The 21,515-nt window shown below is 66.2% G+C and carries 14 protein-coding genes; 10 read left to right on the top strand and 4 right to left on the bottom strand.

Annotation, left to right across the window (positions count from 1 at the left end):
- Positions 1-476 precede the first annotated feature (476 nt).
- On the bottom strand, positions 477-1,364 hold the full coding sequence (locus tag K323_RS0114100) for an IS3 family transposase (protein ID WP_022885266.1): 888 nt from the start codon (positions 1,362-1,364) through the stop codon (positions 477-479).
- Positions 1,365-1,381: 17 nt separating this feature from the next.
- Entirely contained in the window at positions 1,382-1,675 is a 294-nt protein-coding gene (locus K323_RS0114095; RefSeq protein WP_022885267.1) for a transposase, read from the bottom strand.
- A 233-nt stretch (positions 1,676-1,908) separates the two neighbouring features.
- Here K323_RS0114095 and K323_RS0114090 point away from each other — a divergent pair, with 233 nt between their 5' ends.
- The 4 genes from K323_RS0114090 to arfA are packed head-to-tail and all read left to right on the top strand — an operon-like array spanning position 1,909 to position 9,367.
- Positions 1,909-3,264, top strand: coding sequence for a Gfo/Idh/MocA family protein (locus K323_RS0114090; RefSeq protein ID WP_022885926.1), 1,356 nt, complete (start codon positions 1,909-1,911; stop codon positions 3,262-3,264).
- A 57-nt stretch (positions 3,265-3,321) separates the two neighbouring features.
- Complete coding sequence (locus tag K323_RS0114085; protein ID WP_022885925.1) at positions 3,322-5,310, top strand: beta-galactosidase; 1,989 nt, start codon at positions 3,322-3,324, stop codon at positions 5,308-5,310.
- 47 nt (positions 5,311-5,357) lie between these two features.
- Positions 5,358-7,802, top strand: a complete 2,445-nt coding sequence (locus K323_RS30765; RefSeq protein WP_022885924.1) for a glycerate kinase — start codon at positions 5,358-5,360, stop codon at positions 7,800-7,802.
- 38 nt (positions 7,803-7,840) lie between these two features.
- On the top strand, positions 7,841-9,367 hold the full coding sequence (arfA, locus tag K323_RS0114075) for an arabinosylfuranosidase ArfA (protein ID WP_022885923.1): 1,527 nt from the start codon (positions 7,841-7,843) through the stop codon (positions 9,365-9,367).
- 431 nt (positions 9,368-9,798) lie between these two features.
- Here arfA and K323_RS0114070 read toward each other — a convergent pair whose 3' ends face one another.
- Positions 9,799-11,292 (bottom strand): xylulokinase, encoded by a 1,494-nt coding sequence (locus tag K323_RS0114070; RefSeq protein ID WP_022885922.1) that lies wholly within the window; start codon positions 11,290-11,292, stop codon positions 9,799-9,801.
- Between the two features lie 235 nt (positions 11,293-11,527).
- Positions 11,528-12,721 (bottom strand): xylose isomerase, encoded by a 1,194-nt coding sequence (gene xylA / locus K323_RS0114065; RefSeq protein ID WP_022885921.1) that lies wholly within the window; start codon positions 12,719-12,721, stop codon positions 11,528-11,530.
- A 257-nt stretch (positions 12,722-12,978) separates the two neighbouring features.
- Between xylA and K323_RS0114060 the strand changes: the two genes are divergently transcribed.
- The 6 genes from K323_RS0114060 (at position 12,979) to K323_RS0114035 (ending at position 21,281) form a co-directional block, all read left to right on the top strand.
- The gene (locus tag K323_RS0114060) at positions 12,979-13,992 is read left to right on the top strand and encodes a LacI family DNA-binding transcriptional regulator (RefSeq protein ID WP_022885920.1); all 1,014 of its coding nucleotides are present in this window, start codon (positions 12,979-12,981) and stop codon (positions 13,990-13,992) included.
- Between the two features lie 102 nt (positions 13,993-14,094).
- Positions 14,095-15,402 carry an ABC transporter substrate-binding protein gene (locus tag K323_RS0114055; protein ID WP_022885919.1) on the top strand — a complete coding sequence of 436 codons (1,308 nt, stop codon included), beginning with the start codon at positions 14,095-14,097 and terminating at the stop codon, positions 15,400-15,402.
- Positions 15,403-15,605: 203 nt separating this feature from the next.
- Complete coding sequence (locus tag K323_RS0114050) at positions 15,606-16,520, top strand: carbohydrate ABC transporter permease (RefSeq protein WP_022885918.1); 915 nt, start codon at positions 15,606-15,608, stop codon at positions 16,518-16,520.
- A gap of 98 nt (positions 16,521-16,618) precedes the next feature.
- Positions 16,619-17,446, top strand: a complete 828-nt coding sequence (locus K323_RS0114045) for a carbohydrate ABC transporter permease (RefSeq protein WP_026851662.1) — start codon at positions 16,619-16,621, stop codon at positions 17,444-17,446.
- A 2-nt stretch (positions 17,447-17,448) separates the two neighbouring features.
- A complete protein-coding gene (gene yicI / locus K323_RS26200; RefSeq protein WP_022885916.1) occupies positions 17,449-19,818 on the top strand; it encodes an alpha-xylosidase in 2,370 nt (789 codons plus the stop codon).
- Entirely contained in the window at positions 19,815-21,281 is a 1,467-nt protein-coding gene (locus tag K323_RS0114035) for a GH1 family beta-glucosidase (RefSeq protein ID WP_022885915.1), read from the top strand. Before yicI ends, K323_RS0114035 begins: the two co-directional genes overlap by 4 nt.
- Positions 21,282-21,515 lie beyond the last annotated feature (234 nt).

The following is a 21,515-nucleotide window of genomic DNA, read 5'->3' as shown; positions in this document are numbered from 1 at the left end:
TCACAGCGTGGAAACTGACCCAGAAACCCGGCGGCGTCCTCAAATGGTCATCCCCGCTGGGAGCGACCGCGATCACGACACCCGACATCGAACCCGTGAAGAACGGCCCCCCCGACATCCCACCCTTCTAAACCTTCAGACTTAAACCCACAGACTCCGCTGACAAAAAAGGGGGCACCAGCCACCCATATGTCAATCCCCTGAAACCGTGGAGACTTTGCTAAGTGGGTTTTGTGTTTTCGGATCGCCGGACGGGGTCGTGCATCGGGTGCGGCAGGCTGTGGCCTGCCGGTGCTGCCGCCGGTCAGGGGCCGCGGAGGCTCGCGGGTCAAGGGCGGCCGGAGGCCGTCGCGCAGCGATCGCGTAGCGACCCTTGAGGCGGGAGAGGTGGCCCCGTAACCTGCACGGCCCCGCCCGGCGATCCGAAAGGGCCGGGCGGGAAGACAGCGGCGGCGTCAGCCGCCTCCATCAATCGTTCATGCCGCTTCCGATCCGGAATCTGCCTCAGCCCGGACGCGGGCTTGCGCGTGTTCGTAGTCCACCGGGGACAGCATCCCGTTCGTCGAATGGCGCCGGACCGTGTTGTATTCCTCGATCCATGCCGCGACCGCACGGCGCGCTTGCTCCCGGGTAATGAAGCGCTTCTGGCGGAGCAGCTCGAACTCCAAGGACGAATTGAACGATTCAGCGACCGCGTTGTCCAGCGCCGAACCGGTGCGCCCCATCGACTGAGTGGCGTGTGCGTTCCGGCAGGCGTCGGCGAACAGTTCCCCGGTGTACTCGCCGCCCTGGTCGGTGTGGCATATCACTCCGGTCACCGTCCCGCCACGGATCGCGATCGCCATGCACAACGCCGCCCGCGCCAGCGCTGCATCGTGGTGGGAATCCATGGCGAACCCCACGCAACGCCGCGAATGCAGATCCAGCACGTCGGCCAGGTAGAACTTACCTTCATCGGTGGGAATCTCGGTGACGTCGCCAACCCAGGTGACATCCGGCAGCGGACGCGGGCTGAAGTCCCGCCGCACCGCGTCGGGCGCCTTGCGCGCCGACTTGTCCGGTCTGGTCGTGGACCTGCAGCGGTGTTTCTTCCTGGCCACCAAGCCCTGCTCCGCCATCAGCGCGGCCACCGTGTTCACACTGACCTGCCAACCCAGCGCACGCAAGTCGGCAAGGATCCGTGGCGACCCGTACGTGCCGTGATGCTTCGCGAACAGCGACCCGATCATCGCCGACAACCCCGCACGCCGCGCCCGGCGTACCGACCCGTCGCCGTGACGCCACTTGTAGAACCAGGACTGCGACACCCCCAACGCCCGACAGGAGACCGCATACGGGATCCCGTGCTCCGCCCTCTGGGACACGACCGAGGCGGCAAGGTCTACCGCCCCATCGCTTCCTTCACCCAGAGGGCGGTGGAACGTTTGAGCACATCACGCTCCATCGCCAGCTCCGCATTGTCCCGCCGCAGCCGGACCAGCTCGGCACGCTCGCTCTCGCTCAGCGCACCGTCCCCGCCGTCACGGGTCCGCCGGTCCCGGCCCACCCAGTTGCCCAGGGTACCCTCATTCACGCCCAACTCCCGAGCAACAGCAGCGATCGGCCGGCCCGTTTCGTGGACGATCCGCACCGCGCCTTCCCTGAACTCCGCATCGAACTTCCGTCGTGTATCCATCGCCGTTTCCTCCTTAGCGATATCTCCACGATACGAGGGGAATCCCAGAGGAGGAGGAGGAGGAGGAGGAGGAGGAGGAGGAGGAGGCGAGCCGAAAGCGTCGGAGTGCGCATCGACATTGCAGCTTCGGGCCGGGGCTGATAGAAATGAGCAGGAGCGGATAACGCTTTCCCACGGCCCCAGGTGCCGCTCCCCTCGCACAGCGTCGCGCACCGGTTAGGAACTCGAAGACCATGAACACCGCCCCAGAACGATACGGGCTCATCGGCACCGGTTCCCGCGCTGGAATGTACATCGGCGCCACCATCGGCGACCACGCGGATGTCGCCACCCTCGTCGCCTGGGCAGACACCAACCCGGGCCGCCTCGACTATTACGAACGACAATTCACGGATGCCGCGCTGCCGGCCCCGACGCGCTACCCGGTCACCGACATCGAGCGCATGGTCACCGAGCAGAAGCTCGACCGCGTCGTCGTCACCAGCCCAGACTTCACCCACGCCGAATACGTGTCCCGCGCACTCCTGGCCGGCGCCGACGTCGTCGTCGAGAAACCGCTCACCACCGACGCAGACGGCGTGCGCCGCATCCACGCCGCCATGCAGGAGAGCGGCCACGACGTCATCACCACCTTCAACTACCGTTACAGCCCTCGCAACAGCTCGCTCAAGCGCCTCATCGGCTCCGGCGCGATCGGCCAGGTCACCTCCGTGCACTTCGAGTGGGCGCTCGACACCGTGCACGGCGCCGACTACTTCCGCCGCTGGCACCGCTACAAGGCCAACTCCGGGGGCCTGCTCATCCACAAGGCGTCCCACCACTTCGACCTCGTCAACTGGTGGATCGACGCTGCCCCCGTGCGCGTCTTCGCCAGCGGCGGTTTGCGATTCTACGGCGCAGAGAACGCCCGAGCACGCGGCCTCGGCGAGCGCCCGGAACGCGGCACAGGCCACGCCGACCACGATCCGTTCAGCCTCGACCTCAGCCACGACGCCGTTCACAAGGGCCTCTACCTCGACGTCGAACAGAACGACGGCTACCTCCGCGACCGTGACGTCTTCGACGAGGGCATCACCATCGAAGACAACCTCGCTGTGCTCGTTGACTACGACACCGGCGCCACCATGAGTTACTCCCTCAACGCCCACAGCCCCTGGGAGGGCTACCGCGTCACCGTCAACGGCACCGAGGGACGCGCAGAGCTCGAGGTCATCGAACGCGGCGCAGTGCTGATCGGCGACGACGGCCGCGTGGTCGTCGACCCGAGCAACCCGAATTCGAATCCGGTTGCCGCGGCTGGCGATGAGAGGGACCGCACAGACCTGCGCCCCAACGGCGAACGGCTTATCCTGCAGCGCCACTGGGAGGCGGCACAGGAAATCGAGATCCCTGACGGAATCGGCAGCCACGGCGGCGGAGACGCGTACCTGCTCGACCACCTCTTCCACCGCACCCAGGTCGATGAGCCGCTGCACCGCGTCGCCGGATTTGCCGACGGCGTGCGAGCGGTCTCGGTCGGCATCGCCGCCAACCGCTCACTCGAAACCGGCGCACCGGTGCGTTACATCGACCTGGACCTCGGCGTGTAGACGCCAGCACGGCACCGCGACCAGACCAATTACCAGACCCACGAAAGGCCTGCCCAGATGCACTACGGCGGAGACTACAACCCTGAACAGTGGCCAGAAGACGTCTGGCCAGAAGACATCGAACGGATGCGTGAGGCCGGCGTCACCATGGTCAGCCTCGGCATCTTCGCGTGGTCGCGTATCCAGCCCGCAGAGGGTGTTTTCGATTTCGACTGGCTCGATCGCATCATCGGGCTGCTGCATGAGGGCGGTATCGCCGTCGACCTCGCTACCGCAACAGCTTCACCGCCGCCATGGGTCTCCGCGACCTACCCCGAGGTGCTTCCCCAGGACGAGAACGGTGCGACCTACTGGCCGGGCAGCCGCCAGGCCTTCGCGCCGACCTCGCCCGTGTACCGAAGCCTTGCCGCCGCCCTCGTGACCCGGCTCGCCGAACGCTACGCGCAGCATCCGGCGGTCGTCATGTGGCATGTCAACAACGAGTACGGCTGTCATCTGAACCTGGACTACTCGGATGCAGCCCAGGGCGCCTTCCGGCTCTGGCTCGAAAATCGCTACGGCGGCATCGATGCCCTCAACGAGGCGTGGGGCACCTTCTTCTGGTCACAGCGCTACGGTTCGTTCGCCGAGGTCTTTCCACCGCGGAAGGCTCCGTACAGCCACAACCCCGGGCAGCTGCTCGACTACCGCCGATTCACCTCTGACGCACTGCTCGAGTGCTATCTGATGGAGAAGGAGATCATCCGCGCGGCCAGGGCAACGCAGCCGGTCACCACCAACTTCATGGGTGCGTTCAAGCCTGCCGACTATTGGCGCTGGGCGGCCGAGATGGACGTCATCACCGACGACTGCTATCCAGACCCGAACGATCCGGAGAGCTTCCGCGCGTCGGCGTTCGCGCGCGACCTGATGCGCTCTCTGAAACCCGACGTGCCCTGGCTGCTGATGGAGCAGTCCAGCAACGCGCTCAACTGGCGGCCGACCAATGCGCCAAAGGCGCCAGGGCAGATGGCCGCGCTCAGCATGCAAGCCGTTGCCCGCGGAGCCGACGGCATCCTGTTCTTCCAGTGGCGGCAGTCGCGCGCCGGTGCGGAGAAGTTCCACTCGGCGATGCTGCCGCACGCCGGTACTGACACCCGCACCTGGCGTGAGGTCACCGGGCTCGGCGCCGAACTCGCGGCCCTGCCCGAGCTGCCGCGCGGCTCCCGCGACGCCCAGGTGGCCATCGTCTTCGACTGGGAGAACTGGTGGGCGATCGAGAACCCAGACCACCCTGTTGCGCTCGACTACCTCGCACTCGTGCAGCGCTGGCACGCAGCCGTGCACCGAAAGCACACGCAGGTCGACCTGGTGCGCGCATCAGCAGACCTCAGCGGCTACCGGCTGGTCATCGCGCCGCAGCTCTACCTGCTTCCAGAAGACGGTGCCGCTAATCTGCGCGATTTCGCCCTGGCCGGCGGCCACCTGCTGGTCACCGCGTTCAGCGACCTGGTCGACGAGCACGATCGTTTTCGCGAAGGCGGCTTCCTCACCCAGCTCGGGCCGCTGCTCGGCGTGAGGGTCGAGGATTTCGGCGCACTGGTGTCGCCGGGCGCCGATGCGCCTGGCCAGGCGATTGCGCCGTTCACCGGGCCATTCGGCGAGGTGACCGGCACGCTGCTGGCCGAGGAAATTCACGTCGAAACGGCGACCGTGCTCGGCTCGTTCGCAGGTGGTCGGTTGGACGGCAGACCGGCGTTCACGCAGCGCGCTGTGGGTGACGGCCGGGCGTATTACCTGGCGACGATTCCGGATGCCGCCGGCACGGCATCCGTTGCCGGTCACCTTCTGGCTGAAGCGGGTATTGCTCCCGTCGTAGGAGGTCTGCCAGAAAGGGGGCTGCCCGAGACCGTCGAGGCCATTCGGCGCGGTGACGTCGTCACGGTGATCAACCACGGCGCGGAGTCGGCGGAGTTCGCGCTCGCCGGAACCGATCTGCAGTCTGGGGAGACCGTTGCGAGCGTCACTCTTGCGCCGTTCGAGTACCGTCTGATCCGCGAGTCGTAGGCCGTAGGTGAAGAAGCGAGCGCCTGTTTCGGGAGATGGCCTGACGCATGCGTGACCGGGGAGTTCGGCCAGCGCGAGGCTCGCAGTACACATGGCGCGACCCGACGGCATCCGCTTCCAGCCGTGCGCTCTTCATCGCCGGGCTCAGCCTGCTTCAGGTGATCTGGACGTTCACCATGGACGTCTACCTGCCCGCCTTCCTGCAGATCCGCGACGAACTGCACACCACATCGGCGCTTGTGCAGGTCACCCTCACCGGGGCATTCGTCGGCATGGCCGTCGGCCAGCTGGTGAGCGGACCGCTCTCCGATGCCGTCGGACGCAAACGCCCACTTCTGACGGTGCTGGCGGTGCACATCGTGGCATCCGTCGTCTGCGCCGCCGCGCCATCCATCGAGGTGCTGATCGGTGCTCGCTTTGTGCAGGGTATGGCGTCCGCGTCGTGCGGGGTGATCGGACTCGCGATCGTGCGCGACCACTTCTCCGGCCAGCTCATGGTGCGCACTCTGGCGAAGATGGCGATGGTCAACGGTGTCGTTGTGGTGCTTGCGCCCTCCGCCGGTGCTGCACTCCTGCACATCACCGACTGGCGGGGCATTTTCGGCGCACTCGCCGGATTCGGTGTGCTGCTCATTCTCATGGTGACCTTCGTGCTCGCCGAATCGAACCCCACGGCCAGGCGCCGCGAGCGTCCGCCGTCCGCCCTGCGAGCCGACTACCGCGCGCTCGGCCGAGACCATGCCTACGTAGCGGTCGTGCTGGCCGGGGCCCTCGTCTGGTCAGGCATGTTCGTCTACCTGGCCTCCTCGTCGTTCATCTTCCAGGAGGTCTACGGGCTGAACCCCTCCTCATACGCCCTGGTGTTCGCTTCGCATGGTGCACTCATGGTGATCGGCAGCCAGCTGAGCTCGTTGTTGGCGCGGCGGCATCCGCCCCGCCGTATCGTGACCTGGGCCTTGGCCTGTCTGGTGGTGTCGGCGCTCGTGTTGGTGGGCAGCATCCTGCTGTTCCCCGGTGCCGGCTTCCTTGGCCTGCTGATTCCGCTCTGGCTGTTCACGGCCTCGTTCGGCCTGATCGGCCCGGCCGTCCAGGCGCTTGCGCTCGGTCCGCACCCGAGTCGCGCCGGCACCGCAGCCTCACTGCTTGGTGCAGCGAACATGGCCCTCGGCGCGGCAGTATCGCCACTTGCCGGTGCGTTCGGGCCGGTGACCGTCGGCTCCACCGTCGTCTTGATGGCCGTCTGCGAGATCACGGCGCTTGTGGTGTTCCTGGTGGTGGTTCGCCGGGCCGCCATTCCTGCCATGCTGAACGGTATGTCCGCACGCGCCATCATCATCGCTCCCGACTCCTTCAAGGGCACGGCCAGCGCAACCGAAGTCGCCAGGGCGCTCGCCGCCGGCTGGGCACGTGTGCACCCAGACGACGAGCTGCGCCTGATGCCGATGGCAGACGGGGGAGAAGGCACGCTCGAAGCCTTCGAAACCGCCGTACCGGGGTCGAAACGGATGCCGGTGACCGTGCAGGGGCCGGACGACCGCACGGTGCCCGCCTACTGGTTGCTCCTGCCGAACGGCACCGGCGTCGTCGAGCTCGCGGGCACCAGCGGCATCACCCTCCTCGACCCGCTTCGCCCGCAGACCGCCCACACCCTTGGGTTCGGCCAGGCCATCGCTGCCGCGCTCGACCACGGGGTCGACCGTCTTCTGCTCGCCATTGGCGGCAGCTCGTCGACAGACGGCGGAACCGGCGCGCTCACCGTCCTCGGTGCCATGTTTCGTGACGAGGCCGGTGCGCCGATTGCGCTGGGCAATGCCGGTCTCGCTGACCTCGCGCAGGTCGATCTCGGCAGTCTGCGTCCGCTCCCGGCTGGCGGTGCCGTGATCCTCAGCGACGTGACGAACCCGCTGCTCGGTTCGGCCGGTGCCGCGGCCGTGTTCGGGCCGCAGAAGGGTGCCGCCGCTCGGCAGATCGCCGAACTTGAGACCAATCTCGCCCGACTTGCCGGCCTGGTTGCGGTCGATGCCGCGATCCCGGGAGCCGGTGCCGCCGGTGGTGCCGGCTTCGGCCTGCTGGCGTGGGGAGCCACGATCGCGCCGGGGTCGGCCGCGGTCGGCGAAGCGTTGGAGTTGCCGCGTGCCGTCGCCGGGGCATCCGTCGTCATCACCGGCGAAGGCCGCTTCGATGACCAGTCGGCGGCAGGCAAGGTGCCGTCGTACCTGAGGGCACTGGCGATGGATGCGGGGGCGCAGGCCATGCTTGTCGCCGGCCACATCGAGGCCGATGCGGCAGGGTTCGCGGCGGCGGTCTCGCTGACGGAACTCGCCGGAAGCTCGCGCGCGGCCATGGGCGAGACGCTGGCCTGGCTCGAGGAGGCCGGCGCGCGCCTCGCGACAGCTGTGCCGGTGTCGGCGACCGAGCCCGTCGCATCCACCGAGCCCGCAGCATCCGTCGCTGCCCAGACCGACTCGACGCGCACCCGGCAAGCCACCTGACCGCACCACGTTAACTCGCCGACACCATCAGGAGACCCATGCCCACCGCTCGCCTCACCATCGACCCGCACTTCACCGTCGGAGCGATCAACCGCCGCCTCTTCGGCTCGTTCGTCGAGCACCTCGGCCGGTGCGTCTACGACGGCATCTACGAACCGGGGCACCCGACCGCTGACGCAGAAGGATTTCGGCAAGATGTGATCGATCTGGTGAAGGAGCTGGGCGTCTCGGCCATCCGCTATCCTGGCGGCAACTTCGTCTCCGGATTCCGCTGGGAAGACAGCGTCGGCCCGCGTGACGAGCGCCCTACCCGCCTCGACCTCGCCTGGCACTCCACCGAGACGAACCAGGTCGGGCTGCACGAGTTCTCGTCGTGGCTGGGCAAGGTCGGCAGCGAGCTGATGCTCGCAGTGAACCTCGGCACTCGTGGGCCGCTTGAGGCGCTCGACCTGCTGGAGTACTCCAACATCCGTTCTGGCACGACGCTGTCGAACCAGCGGATCGCCAACGGCAGAACGGATGCCTTCGGCGTCAGCATGTGGTGCCTCGGCAACGAGATGGACGGCCCGTGGCAGCTCGGCCACCGCTCCGCAGACGACTACGGAAGGCTCGCGTCGCAGACGGCGAAGGCGATGCGGCAGCTCGACCCGTCGGTCGAACTGGTGGTCTGCGGGTCGTCGAGCGCGCACATGCCCACCTTCGGCGAGTGGGAGCGCGTTGTGCTCACGCACCCCTACGACGACGTCGACTACATCTCGTGCCATGCGTACTACGAGGAGAAGGACGGCGACCTCGGTTCGTTCCTGGCGTCGGCCGTCGACATGGACCACTTCATCGAGTCCGTGGTCGCGACTGCTGACCATGTGAAGGCGGTCAACGGCAGTGACAAGACGATCAACATCTCCTTCGACGAGTGGAACGTCTGGTACCTGTCGCGCCATCAGAATCTTGAGGTGATCACAGGGATCGACAACTGGCCCACCGCACCGCGCCTTCTCGAAGACGTGTACTCCGTCGCCGACGCGGTGGTGTTCGGCAGCCTGATGATCTCGCTGCTGAAGCACGCCGACCGAGTGACCAGCGCCTCACTCGCCCAGCTGGTGAACGTGATCGCGCCGATCATGACGGAACCGGGTGGTCCGGCGTGGAAGCAGTCGACGTTCTTCCCGTTCGCGCTCACGTCGAAGCTGGCCACCGGATCGGCGCTCGAGGTGCGGCTCGAGTCTGACACCTACGACACCGAGGTATATGGCACCGTGCCCCTCGTCGACGCGGTCGCGACCCATGACGCAGACGCCGGCACGGCATCCGTTTTTCTGGTGAACCGCTCGCAGACCGAGGATGTGACCGTGGAGATCAACGTGGCTGCGCTCGGCGGTCGTACAGGCGGTGGGGTGGCGGTCGTTGATGCGCAGACCCTGTCCGACACGGATGTCTACGCCGCGAACACGCTGGAGGCCCCCGATCGCGTCGGCCTGGTGCAGAATTCGTCGGTTGTTACGGGAGATGGCGTGATCTCGGTGACGCTGCCGCCGGTCTCCTGGACCGCGCTTTCGCTCGCGTAGGCCCGCCTCCTGCAGCGGTTCACTCTGCATAACTCCTGCTGGGTGCGCGGCGGCGGGCGGAGTCGCCTGTCGTTCCGATGCCTGGCGGTGTGGAAGCAGGGATTCTGCAGGAGTTGCGCACTGCGCGGGCGTCGTCAGCCACTGGTGGGTAACTCAGGAGATCCGCGTGCGGGTGGCCGCGGCATCCCGGACCAGTGCGGCGGACGGTGGATGCTGCGCGAAATCTCCTGAGTTAGTCACACCGTCGACATGGTGCGAAGCAAACGGGTGGCGGGAGCGGCGCACCCTGGTCACGACGACGGCCGCGATTCCGCCGACCGCGTGACTCCTGCTTGGTGCGCGGCGGCGGGCGGAGTCGCCCGTCGTTCCGGTGACCGGTCGTGCGGCTGCCGGAATCCTGCAGGAGTTGTGCGCAGCGGGGTGCGGAGAAGTCAGCCGGCGACGCGAGCGGCGTACTGCTCGCGGATGACCGGCCGGAAGTCGGGCGCCGGTTCCGCCGCGATCGACGTCGACCACGTCGGGCGGGCGCCGGTTAGCGCCCAGGCCGCCTGCACTGCTGCGCCGTCGGCAACGTACTCGCCGGGCTGGGGGACTACGACAGGTGCGTCAAAGACCTGCGCAGCGATCGCCTGCACCGCGGGATTCAGTGCCGCACCGCCGATCAGCAGGATGCGTTCGGCCGAGACGCCCTGGGCGCGCACGGCGTCGAGACCATCGGCAAGCCCGCACAGCAGCCCCTCGATCGCGGCCCGAGCCAGGTTCGGCCTGGTCGTCGATCCGAGGGTCAGTCCGAAAACGGATGCCGTCGCATCCGGCAGGTTCGGCGTGCGTTCGCCCTCGAAATACGGTTGCAGCACGAGACCGCCCGACCCGGGCTCGGCTTCGAGAGCCAATCGCCCCAGCTCGTTGTGGTCGGCACCGAGAAGCCCGGCGATTGAGTCGAGCACCCGGGCGGCGTTCAGCGTGGCGACCAGGGGCAGGAACAGTCCGCTCGCGTCGGCGAACCCGGCGACCGCACCTGAGGCATCCGTCGTCGGCTCGTCGGTGACCGCGAACACGGTGCCGCTCGTGCCGATGGAGACCACCACGTCGCCCGCGCGAGCGCCGAGCCCCAGCGCGGCACCGGCGTTGTCGCCCGCCCCCACACCGACCACGACCCCGGTCGCGGAACCGTTCGACGGAGATTCTGCCCGCAAACCCCCGAATTCGGTGTTTTCCAGCCCGTTTACCGGAGAATCTCCGTCGAATGGTCGGGAGGCGAGCGTGCCGGCGACCTCGCCCGGGCCGAGCACGCGCGGCAGGACCGCTCCGTGCCCGAGCGCGCGTTCGAACAGGTCGAGGTCGTAGTCGCCGGTGGCGGGCGACCAGTACGCGGTTCCGGATGCGTCAGAGCGGTCGGTCGTCAGCTCGCTGAGCACGGGTCCGAGGTCGCTCTCGCCTGCGGGGCCGAAGCCGCGAAGCCGCCAGCTCAGCCAGTCATGGGGGAGGGCAACAGCGGCAACGCGAGCGGCGTTCTCTGGCTCTGTATCCCGCAGCCAGCGCAGTTTGGTCGCGGTGAACGACGCGACAGGAACGACGCCGGTGCGGCGGGCGTACTCTTCCGCGCCGACTTCAGCGATGAGGTCGCGGGCTGCCGCGGCGCTACGGGTGTCGTTCCAGAGCAACGCGGGGCGGATGACCCCGCCGTCTATGTCGAGCACCACCATGCCGTGCTGTTGCGCCGCAACCGAGACGGCGGAGACGTCGGCGAGGCCGCCGGCATCCGTCACCGCTGCCTGGAGCGCGTTCCACCAGGCGGCGGGGTCCACTTCGGTGCCTTCTGGATGCGCCGCCCGGCCGGTGCGCACCAGGACGCCGGTGTCGGCGTCCCTGATCACGATCTTGCAGCTCTGTGTCGACGAGTCGACTCCGGCAACCAGTGTCATGGGGTGTTTCTCTCCGTATTGAGGCGGGGATGCGGCACCGACCGGCTCGAGCCGGTGGTGCGGTGTGGCTAACTCAGGAGATTCCGGAGATCGGCGCATTGCGACCGCGGAATCCCGCGGCCTGCGCCGCCGCGGTCAACGGATCTCCTGAGTTAGCCACCGGGGATGGGGGAGGAGGGCGGTCACTCGGCGTCGGCGCAGTGGATGCGCCGGCGCCGGGTGCCGATGCAGAGAACTAGCTGCGGGCGCCGAGCAGGTGCTCGAGCGCCAGCTGCTGCAGCCGCACGAAGCCGTAGCCCTTGCCGTTGAAGTAGGCGTCGGCGTCGAAGTCCTCGTATGCGCTGCGGTCGGCGATGAGGTCGTCGTACGACTCGCCTTCGCCGATCGTCGGCACCGAGAGCTCCGGCACGCGCGAGGCGGCCAGTGCCTCCTGCACCTCTGGGTCTGCGCGGAAGGATGCAGCGCGCTCCTTCAGCAGCAGGTAGGTGCGCATGTTCGCGGCGGCAGAGTCCCAGACGCCGGTGGCGTCTTCGGTGCGCGACGGCTTGTAGTCGAAGTGGCGCGGGCCGTCGTAGGTCGGGCCGCCGTCTGGGCTGCCGTTCTCCAGCAGGTCGACGAGGGCGAACGCGTTCTGCAGGTCGCCGTGGCCGAAGACCAGGTCCTGGTCGTACTTGATGCCGCGCTGGCCGTTGAGGTCGATGTGGAACAGTTTGTCCTGGTACAGCGCCTGGGCGATGCCGGCGGCGAAGTTCAGTCCGGCCATCTGCTCGTGCCCGACCTCGGGGTTCACGCCGACCAGTTCGGGGCGCTCGAGCGTGGAGATGAAGGCCATCGCGTGTCCGACGGTCGGCAGCAGGATGTCGCCGCGCGGCTCGTTGGGCTTCGGCTCGATGGCAAAACGGATGTCGTAGCCCTTGTCGGTGACATAGTCGCCGAGCAGGTTGACGGCCTCGCGGTATCGCTCGAGTGCCTGGCGGATGTCCTTGGCCGCGTCGTACTCTGCGCCCTCGCGGCCACCCCACATGACGAACGTCTTGGCGCCGAGCTCGACGCCCAGTTCGAGCTGGCGGATGACCTTGCGCAGTGCGAACCGGCGCACCTCACGGTCGTTGGAGGTGACGCCGCCGTCTTTGAAGACCGGGGCGCTGAACAGGTTTGTGGTGACCATCGGCACCACGAGGCCGGTGTCGGCCAGGGCCTTCTTCAGGCGATCGATCTGGTTCTGACGCTCGGCATCCGTTGATCCGAAGGCGAACAGGTCGTCGTCGTGGAAGGTGAGGCCGTATGCGCCGAGGTCGCTCAGCTTATTGACGGCTTCGACGACGTCGAGCGGTGCACGGGTCGGACCGCCGAACGGGTCTGTGCCGTTGTAACCGACGGTCCACAGGCCGAAGGAGAACTTGTCGGCGCGGGTGGGAGTGAGGGACATGGTCGAGCTCCGATTCAGCATCAGTGGTGATTTGTGGGGCCGGGGATTTGTTGGGCCCAAGAACATATTACGTGGTCGGGTGGCGAATGCGCCAGCCATTCGTGCCGGCATGCCCGAGCGGACGCGTCACCCAAACGAATTTGTGGCCAAAAACCACAAATGACTTGCAATTGGGAATCGCCGCACTTATGCTTCTGGACGAACCAGTCGAAACGTTTAGACAATCTAAACCACCTGGACAAGACAACGGAGTTCCCATGGCCAACATCCACGACGTCGCTCGCGTCGCCGGTGTGTCCATCAGCACTGTGTCATACGCCCTCAGCGGGAAGCGTTCGATCGCGGCAACCACTCGCCGCCGGATCGACGACGCCGTGCGCGAACTGGACTACCGCGCCAACGCCGGGGCCAGGATGCTCAAGGGCTCACGCACGAACATCCTCGCGTTGAGTGCGCCGCTGCACGCGGGCACGGACACCCCGGCTCACATGACCTTTGTACTCGCGGTCGTTACCGCGGCCCGCTCATTCGACTACGACGTGCTTCTGCTCACCCAGGATGAAGCCACCAGCGGCCTGCGCCGGGTCGCGCGCAGTTCGCTTGTGGACGGCATTGTGCTGCTCGATGTGTCGACCACAGACGAGCGAACCCAGCTGGTTCGAGAACTCGGCCTGCCCGCCAGTGTCATCGGCATTCCAGGGGACGCCGATGGGCTCGTCTGCGTCGACCTCGACTTCGAGGAGGCGGCGGTGATGGCGGTGCGTCGTCTCGCCGATCTGGGCCACCGCGAGATCGGTCTGATCGGCCAGGCTCCAGCCATCTACCAGCGCGGATCCAACTTCCCGCCTCGCTTCCGCGACGCTTTCGCAGCAGAAGCCGAGCGGCTGGGTCTGGTCACCGCGTTCACCCCGGCGGCGGAGGATTCGGCCGGGGTGCGCGCCGCCGTCGATCGAATCTCGGCAACACTGCCCGGCATGACCGGACTGGTGCTGCACAGCAACGAACCGGTCCAGTCGATGATTCTGGAGCTCCTGAACCAGCGCGGCGTCCGGGTTCCTCATGACCTGTCGGTCATCTCCGCCTGTTCGAGTTTCGACACCAACCACCTCAATCCGCCCCTCGACGTGATTCCCCTTCCTGCTGACCGGTCATGCACCAGGGCCATCGAGCTCACCATGGCCCAGTTGGAGGGAACCGTCGACCCGCACGTCGAGCTCATCGAGCCGGCGTACGTCGAGCTCGGTTCGACGTCCCCGCAAAGAAGTCGCTAACAGCATCACCCCCCGAAAGGATTTTCCGCCTCACCGTAATCGAAACGTTTCGACAATCCGCGCCGATCCATCCGGACCTGGCCTACGAGGAAGTAGTACACAGTGAAAACCAGAACAAGAAAATACCTGACCGGCATCGCCGTCCTGGGCGTCAGCGCTCTGCTCCTGAGCGCCTGCTCGTCCGGAGACTCCGGCGATTCAGGCGGAGACAGCGACACCCTGAAGCTCTGGCACTTCGAGAGCGACACCAGTGCAATGGGCATCGCCTGGGAAGAGGCCATCAAGACCTTCGAGGAGGAGACCGGCGCAACGGTGGAGTTCGAAGAGAAGAGCTTCGAGCAGATCCGTTCGACCGCGAGCCAGGTGCTCAACTCGAACGAAGCGCCAGACATCCTCGAGTACAACAAGGGGAACGCCACCGCCGGCCTGCTGGCCAGCCAGGGGCTTCTCAGCGACCTGGATGACGCCGTCAAGGAGTATGGCTGGGACGAAAAACTGGCCCCGTCGCTGCAGACCACTGCGCGATACGACGACAAGGGCGTCATGGGCTCTGGCCCCTGGTACGGCGTGCCGAACTACGGCGAGTTCGTCGAGGTCTACTACAACAAGGACATGTTCGCGGCGAACGGCCTCGAAGTGCCGACGACCCTCGAAGAGTTCGAGACTGTGCTGCAGGCTTTCGCCGATAAAGGCATTACCCCGCTCGCAGAGTCTGCCTCTGAGTATCCGCTCGGACAGCTCTGGTATCAGTTGGCGTTGACGAAGGCCGACCGCGACTGGGTCGATGACTACCAGCTCTACTCCGGCGATGTCGACTGGTCTGGGCCGGAGATCAGCTACGCGACCGAGACCATCAAGGACTGGACCGACAAGGGCTACATCAGCCAGGATGCCAGCGGGTTCAAGGCGGAGGATGCCGGAACGGCGTTCATCAACGGTACCTACCCGATCTTCTACTCCGGCAGCTGGTGGCACAACCGCTTCACCACGGAGGTGACCGGATTCGACTGGGGCACCTTCCTCTTCCCTGAGGCGCAGCTGTCACCGGGCTCGGCGGGCAACATGTGGGTTGTGCCGGAGAACGCCAAGAACAAGGAACTGGCTTACGAGTTCATCGACATCACGATGCGTCCAGAGATCCAGGCGCTCATCGGCAACAACGGCGGCATCCCCGTCGCAGCCGACACGGCGGACATCACCGATCCCAAGAGCCAGGAGCTGATCGGCAACTTCAACACGCTGACCGAGCAGGATGGGATCGCCTTCTACCCTGACTGGCCCACCCCCACCTTCTACGACCAGCTCAATGCCGGACTACAGGAACTGATCAACGGCACCAAGTCGCCGAAGGACGTGCAGACCCAGCTGGGCGAGCAGTACCAGTCGGGCGTCGACGACATCGTCGGCTAGTCACCCACGGCCGGGGCGAGGCACGCGCCTCGCCCCGGCCGGCACCCCCGCACCGCAGGACCAGACCGCAGAACCAGACCGCACAGCAGAAAGGGAAACCCATGGCGACGACATCCGTCACCTCGGTACCACCACCGGTCGCCGGCGTCTCACCAGCGAGACAAGGAGGAAGGGGTGGAGGTTCGTCGCGGCAGGGCCCGGGCATGCAGAGCCTGATTCCCGGGAGCAGCCGCAACGCATTCTGGCTTTACCTCGTGCCTGGCCTCGTGCTGCTGACGATCATCATCCTCATCCCGCTGGTGTGGAACATCTACCTCACGTTCACCGACTACCGCGGAATCAAGCCGCCGGAGTGGACCGGCCTCGACAACTGGATCAAGCTCGCCGGAGACACCACCTTCTGGACCTCGTTCGGCAACTCCATCGCCATGATCCTGGCCATGGTTGTTGTTCCCACACTCCTCGGCCTGGTTCTCGCCGCGATGCTGTTCGACCTGATCGGCAAGAAGTTCGGTGCGAAGCTCGCGAGCTTTCTGCGCGCGACCTACTACCTGCCGCAGATCCTCCCCGCCGTGATCGCGGCCATTGTCATCGGCTGGATCCTCCGACCTCAGAACGGCGCACTCAACCAGGTGCTCGAGGGCGTCGGTCTCGGCGGACTCGCGCACAACTGGCTCGGCAGCCCGGATACCGCACTGATCAGCATCATGGTGATCATGATCTGGGTGCAGCTCGGCTACCCGATCGTCATCTTCATGGCCGCACTGCAACGGGTCGACCCGGCCCTCTACGAGGCGGCGGAACTCGACGGAGCGAACTGGTTCCAGCGCTTCCGGGCGATCACGGTCACCATCATCCGCCCGGAGATCTTCGTGGTCACCCTGACCTGCACGATCGCGGCGCTCAAGGTCTTCGGCCCCATTTACACACTCACCGGCGGCGGACCGGGAACGTCGACGATCGTTCCGGCTTACTACGCGTACAGCGAGTTCTTCCAGTCTCAGCAGGTCGGCTACGGCGCCACGATCGCCACTGCGCTCACCGTCGTCATCGCGATCGTGTCGATCGTGTTCATCATGGCCCAAACCCGGCTCGAGCGTCAGGACGAGGAAGTCTAATGTCACAGGCAACCACACACCCCGCCCCCGACGTCACGCTCCGCGGCGGCGCCAGTCAGAAACAACGGCCACTCCGTGCCACACGGGGCCGCGGCGGCATGAAACGCAAGACCGCCGGCGATTGGGGCATCCTCCTCGTCGCCGTCCTGATCGGACTCTTGATCGCGGTGCCGTTCCTCATGATCCTGATCAACTCGTTCAAGTCGCCGGCCGACTACAACGCGACAGGTCCGCTCACACTGCCCTCAGAGCTCTACTTCGACGGGATGACCGCCTTCTGGGAACGCGTCAACTTCCCGGAGAAGCTCTGGAACAGCTTCTTCATCAGCAGTGTCGTCGCCATCCTGGCCGTTGTCATCTCGATGCTGAACGCGTTTGCACTCGGCATCGGCCGGGTGCGCGGCCGCACCTGGATCGTGGTGTTGATCCTGCTCGCCAACATGCTTCCGCAGGAAGTGCTGCTGTACCCGTTGTACTTCATGTTCAAGCAGGTCGGCCTGTACGACAACCAGTGGGCGGTCATCATCATCTTCGTGGTGATCCAGAGCGCCTTCGGCACGTACCTGCTGGCATCCGTCTATGGCACCTTCCCGAAGGAGATCCTCGAGGCCGCCTCGATCGACGGTGCCAACCGGTGGACCATCCTGTGGCGCGTCGTCTTCCCGATCTCCCGGCCGACGCTCAGTGTGCTGGTGATCTTCTTCTTCATCTGGACGTGGAACGAGTTCCTTATTCCCTTGACGTTCCTGGTGAGCAACGCCACCCAGACCGTGCCTGTGTCCATTGCGGTGCTGCAGGGCGACCGGCTGATGGACGTCACAACGACCAGTGCGTCTGCGCTGCTCGGCCTGCTCCCGACCCTGATCTTCTTCCTCATCTTCCAACGCACCCTCACCAGGGGCATCACCGCAGGAGCAGTCAAGTAAACATGAAGTTCACCGATGGATTCTGGCACGTCAGGCCCGGCGTCGAGGCCCTCTACGCGCAGGAGGCTTACGACATTGAAGCGCTCCCAAACGGGGGCGTGGACGGCGACGTGCTCCGCATCTCTGCCCCGACCAAAGTCATCGAACGCCGCGGCGACGTCCTCAATCGTCCGCTACTGACCGTGAGCCTGTCCTCGCCGCTCGACGGCGTCATCCGGGTGCGTATTGAGAAGAACAGGGGGGCGGATGCCGGGGCCGGGTTCGATTTGGTCGGTGCCACCGAAGGCGCCGGCGTCGCGTCCACTGCCGAAACAGGCGGCACGCTGACCTCCGGTGCCCTCTCCGCCCACATCGCACCAGGCGCCCCCTGGAACCTCAGCTTCGAGGCCGACGGCCGTGCCCTCACCACCAGTGGCCACAAGTCCGTCGGCTACCTGCGCCTCGCCGACCGCGCCCCCGTCGCAGCGGAGCCAGCCGGGGTGTCCGGTGTGACGGAGACCGGCCTGGCCCCGGCATCCGCCTACCTGCACAGCCAGCTCTCGCTCGGCGTCGGCGAACTCGTCTACGGCCTCGGCGAACGCTTCGGCCCATTGGTCAAGAATGGCCAGACCGTCGACATCTGGAATGCAGACGGCGGCACCTCGAGCGAGCTCTCCTACAAGAACGTGCCCTTCTACCTGACCAACCGCGGCTACGGCGTGCTGGTCAACCACCCGGAGCACGTGTCGTTCGAGGTCGGCAGCGAAGCGGTCGAGCAGGTGCAGTTCTCTGTCGCAGGCGAACACCTCGAATACCTGGTGATCTACGGACCGACGCAGAAGGAGATCCTCGAGCGTTACACCCGCCTCACCGGCCGCCCTGCCCGCGTGCCAGCCTGGTCATACGGCCTCTGGCTCTCCACCTCGTTCACCACCCAGTACGACGAGGCCACCGTCACGAGTTTCATCGACGGCATGGCCGAGCGCGACCTGCCCCTCTCGGTCTTCCACTTCGACTGCTTCTGGATGCGGGAATTCAACTGGACCGATTTCGAGTGGGATCCGCGCGTCTTCCCAGACCCTGAGGGCATGCTCGCCCGACTGCACGACAAGAACCTGCACGTCTCCGCCTGGATCAACCCGTACATCGGGCAGCGCTCCGCCCTTTTCGACGAGGCGAAGAACGCCGGCTACCTGGTGAAGAAGGCCGACGGCGAGGTCTGGCAGTGGGACATGTGGCAGGCAGGCATGGGCCTGGTCGACTTCACCAACCCGGATGCGGTCAGTTGGTTCCAGGGAAAACTGCGTCATCTGTTCGAGCAGGGCGTCGACGCGATCAAGACCGACTTCGGTGAGCGAATTCCCACGGATGTCGTGTGGCACGACGGTTCATCGCCTGACGCCATGCACAACTGGTACACCCAGCTCTACAACAAGGCGGTCTTCGAGGTACTCGAGGAGCACCGTGGTGAGGGCGACGCCGTGCTCTTCGCCCGCTCCGCCACGGTCGGCGGCCAGCAGCAGCCGGTGCACTGGGGTGGAGATAACTCCTCGTCGTTCGAATCGATGGCCGAGTCCCTGCGCGGCGGGCTCTCACTGTCGCTGAGCGGATTCGGCTACTGGAGCCACGACATCGGCGGCTTCGAGGGCCTGCCGGATGCCGCGGTGTTCAAGCGCTGGGTCGCCTTCGGCCTGCTCTCCAGCCACTCGCGCCTGCACGGCTCGACCAGTTACCGGGTGCCGTGGCTCTTCGACGATGGCAGCGAAGCGGCCGGACAGAGCGCCGTCGAGGTCACCCGCCGCTTCACGAAACTCAAGCTCGAGCTGATGCCGTACCTCTACCAGGTCGGCCTCGAGGTGCACCGCACCGGAATCCCGTTCATGCGCCCGATGCAGCTGGAGTTCGGCGAGGATCCGGCCGTGGACTACCTCGACCGGCAGTACCTGCTCGGCCCAGACCTGCTCGTCGCCCCGGTCTTCTCGGCCGCAGGCGACGTCGAGTACTACCTGCCGGCCGGAACCTGGACGAATTACCTCACCGGCGAGAGCGTGCAGGGCGGCGGCTGGCGCAGGGAGACCCACGATTTCGCTAGCGTTCCCCTGTGGGTGCGCGAAGGCGCCGTCATCGTCACCGGTTCGCACGACGACCGGCCGGACTACGACTACACCGACAACCCGTTGGTCACGGTCTATCCGGGATTCACCGGTACCCGGGACATCGAAGTGACCAACCCGCTGAACGACACGTCCGTTACTCTGACGGTCACCGCAACCGACGATCAGATTTCCATTCAGAGCGACACGGATGCCCCGTTCCGCGCCCGGCTCGCCGGCGCGGGTTCGAACAACGCGGACATCGTCAGCGCAACCGGCAGGAAGGCCGAACTCCGATGACCGACCAGCAACCACCAACCCAGCAATCACGAACCCAGGGCAATCCCGACTACCGCGACGCGGGTCTGAGATTCCCCGACGGCTTCGTCTTCGGCTCCGCCACTGCGTCGTACCAGGTCGAAGGCGCGGCGAACGAAGACGGGCGAGGTCCGTCGATCTGGGACACCTTCAGCCACACCCCTGGCAAGGTCTGGAACGGCGACACCGGTGATGTCGCCGCCGACCACTACCACCGCCTGGAGGAAGATCTCGACCTGATGACGAGCCTCGGACTCCAGTCATACCGGTTCTCGATCTCCTGGTCGCGCATCCAGCCGACGGGCCGCGGTGAGGCGAACCAGGCCGGGCTCGCGTTCTACACACACCTCGTTGACGGACTGCTCGCTCGCGGCATCCGCCCTATCGCAACGCTCTATCACTGGGATCTGCCGCAGGCGCTCGAGGATCAGGGCGGCTGGACGAACCGCGAGACTGCGTACGCCTTCGCCGACTACGCGCGCATCGTGGGGGAGGAGCTCGGTGATCGGGTCGCCACCTGGACGACCCTGAACGAGCCGTGGTGCTCTGCCTACCTGGGTTACGGATCAGGTGCGCACGCACCAGGGCGAACGGACGGCGAGGCGGCACTCACCGCCGTTCACCACCTGAACCTGGCGCACGGGCTTGCCGTTCTCGCGCTGAAGGAGGTCGTCACGAACGATCCGGACTTCTCGATCACCCTCAACCTGCACGTTCTGCGCGGAGAGGGCGAGACCGGCCCAGAGGCCGTTCGGCAGATCGATGCCCTGGCGAACCGGGTGTTCCTGTCGCCGTTGCTGAAAGGCGAGTACCCGGCGGATGTCTTCGAAGACACCAAGGACATCACCGACTGGTCGTTCGTGCGCCCAGGCGACCTCGACATCATCAGGCAACCGCTCGACGTGCTCGGGGTGAACTACTACTCGACGACACTCGTGCGCCTCTGGGACGGAGTCTCGCCCCGTCAGAACTCCGACGGCCACAAAGACGTCGGCGGCTCACCCTGGCCCGGCGCCGACCGCGTCGAGTTTCTCGCGCAGCCCGGCCCGTACACCGAAATGGGCTGGAACATCGAGCCGGCAGGCCTTGAAGAACTGCTGGTCAGCCTGCACGAGGAATTCCCCGACCAGCCGCTGATGATCACCGAGAACGGGGCGGCATTCGCCGACGAGGTCGTCGCGACCCCGGATGGCCCTGCGGTGCACGATGCGGAGCGGGTCGATTACCTGCGCCGGCACTTCACGGCCGCGCACCGGGCAATCGCCCGAGGAGTCGACCTGCGCGGCTACCAGGTGTGGTCGCTGATGGACAATTTCGAGTGGGGCTACGGGTATTCCAAGCGGTTCGGCATCGTGCACGTCGACTACGACACGCTGGTGCGCACGCCGAAGGACAGCGCCCTCTGGTACGCCAAGCTCGTCGGCAGCGGAGTCATCCCGAAGTAGCATCCCGGAGTACAGCGGGGGTCGCCGCCGCTCGCCGAGCGTGAGTGCGCCCGAAGTGCCGCCTCGCGGGGTGAGGAGGCGGCACATGGAGCGCACGGACGACGGGAGATCCGCCGGTAACCTTGGCTTGACCTTCGAAAGAGAGTGACCTTTCCGGTCGAGAGTGCCCGGCGGAACGGGCACTCTCGACCGGAAAGGTCACAGTCGCGGCGATATCGCGCTGGAGATAGCCCA

The sequence above is a fragment of the Glaciibacter superstes DSM 21135 genome, from assembly GCF_000421145.1.
In the GTDB taxonomy this organism is placed as follows: Bacteria; Actinomycetota; Actinomycetes; order Actinomycetales; family Microbacteriaceae; genus Cryobacterium; species Cryobacterium superstes.
The sequence above is the reverse complement of the archived record's forward strand: the minus strand, read 5'-3'. Positions and strand labels throughout refer to the sequence as shown.

Excerpts from the sequence above, each read along its gene's own strand:
- K323_RS0114095 (WP_022885267.1), bottom strand. The coding sequence starts at position 1,675 with ATGGATACACGACGGAAGTTCGATGCGGAGTTCAGGGAAGGCGCGGTG.
- K323_RS0114090 (WP_022885926.1), top strand. The coding sequence starts at position 1,909 with ATGAACACCGCCCCAGAACGATACGGGCTCATCGGCACCGGTTCCCGC.
- K323_RS0114085 (WP_022885925.1), top strand. The coding sequence starts at position 3,322 with ATGCACTACGGCGGAGACTACAACCCTGAACAGTGGCCAGAAGACGTC.
- K323_RS30765 (WP_022885924.1), top strand. The coding sequence starts at position 5,358 with ATGCGTGACCGGGGAGTTCGGCCAGCGCGAGGCTCGCAGTACACATGG.
- arfA (WP_022885923.1), top strand. The coding sequence starts at position 7,841 with ATGCCCACCGCTCGCCTCACCATCGACCCGCACTTCACCGTCGGAGCG.
- K323_RS0114070 (WP_022885922.1), bottom strand. The coding sequence starts at position 11,292 with ATGACACTGGTTGCCGGAGTCGACTCGTCGACACAGAGCTGCAAGATC.
- xylA (WP_022885921.1), bottom strand. The coding sequence starts at position 12,721 with ATGTCCCTCACTCCCACCCGCGCCGACAAGTTCTCCTTCGGCCTGTGG.
- K323_RS0114060 (WP_022885920.1), top strand. The coding sequence starts at position 12,979 with ATGGCCAACATCCACGACGTCGCTCGCGTCGCCGGTGTGTCCATCAGC.
- K323_RS0114050 (WP_022885918.1), top strand. The coding sequence starts at position 15,606 with ATGCAGAGCCTGATTCCCGGGAGCAGCCGCAACGCATTCTGGCTTTAC.
- K323_RS0114045 (WP_026851662.1), top strand. The coding sequence starts at position 16,619 with ATGAAACGCAAGACCGCCGGCGATTGGGGCATCCTCCTCGTCGCCGTC.
- yicI (WP_022885916.1), top strand. The coding sequence starts at position 17,449 with ATGAAGTTCACCGATGGATTCTGGCACGTCAGGCCCGGCGTCGAGGCC.
- K323_RS0114035 (WP_022885915.1), top strand. The coding sequence starts at position 19,815 with ATGACCGACCAGCAACCACCAACCCAGCAATCACGAACCCAGGGCAAT.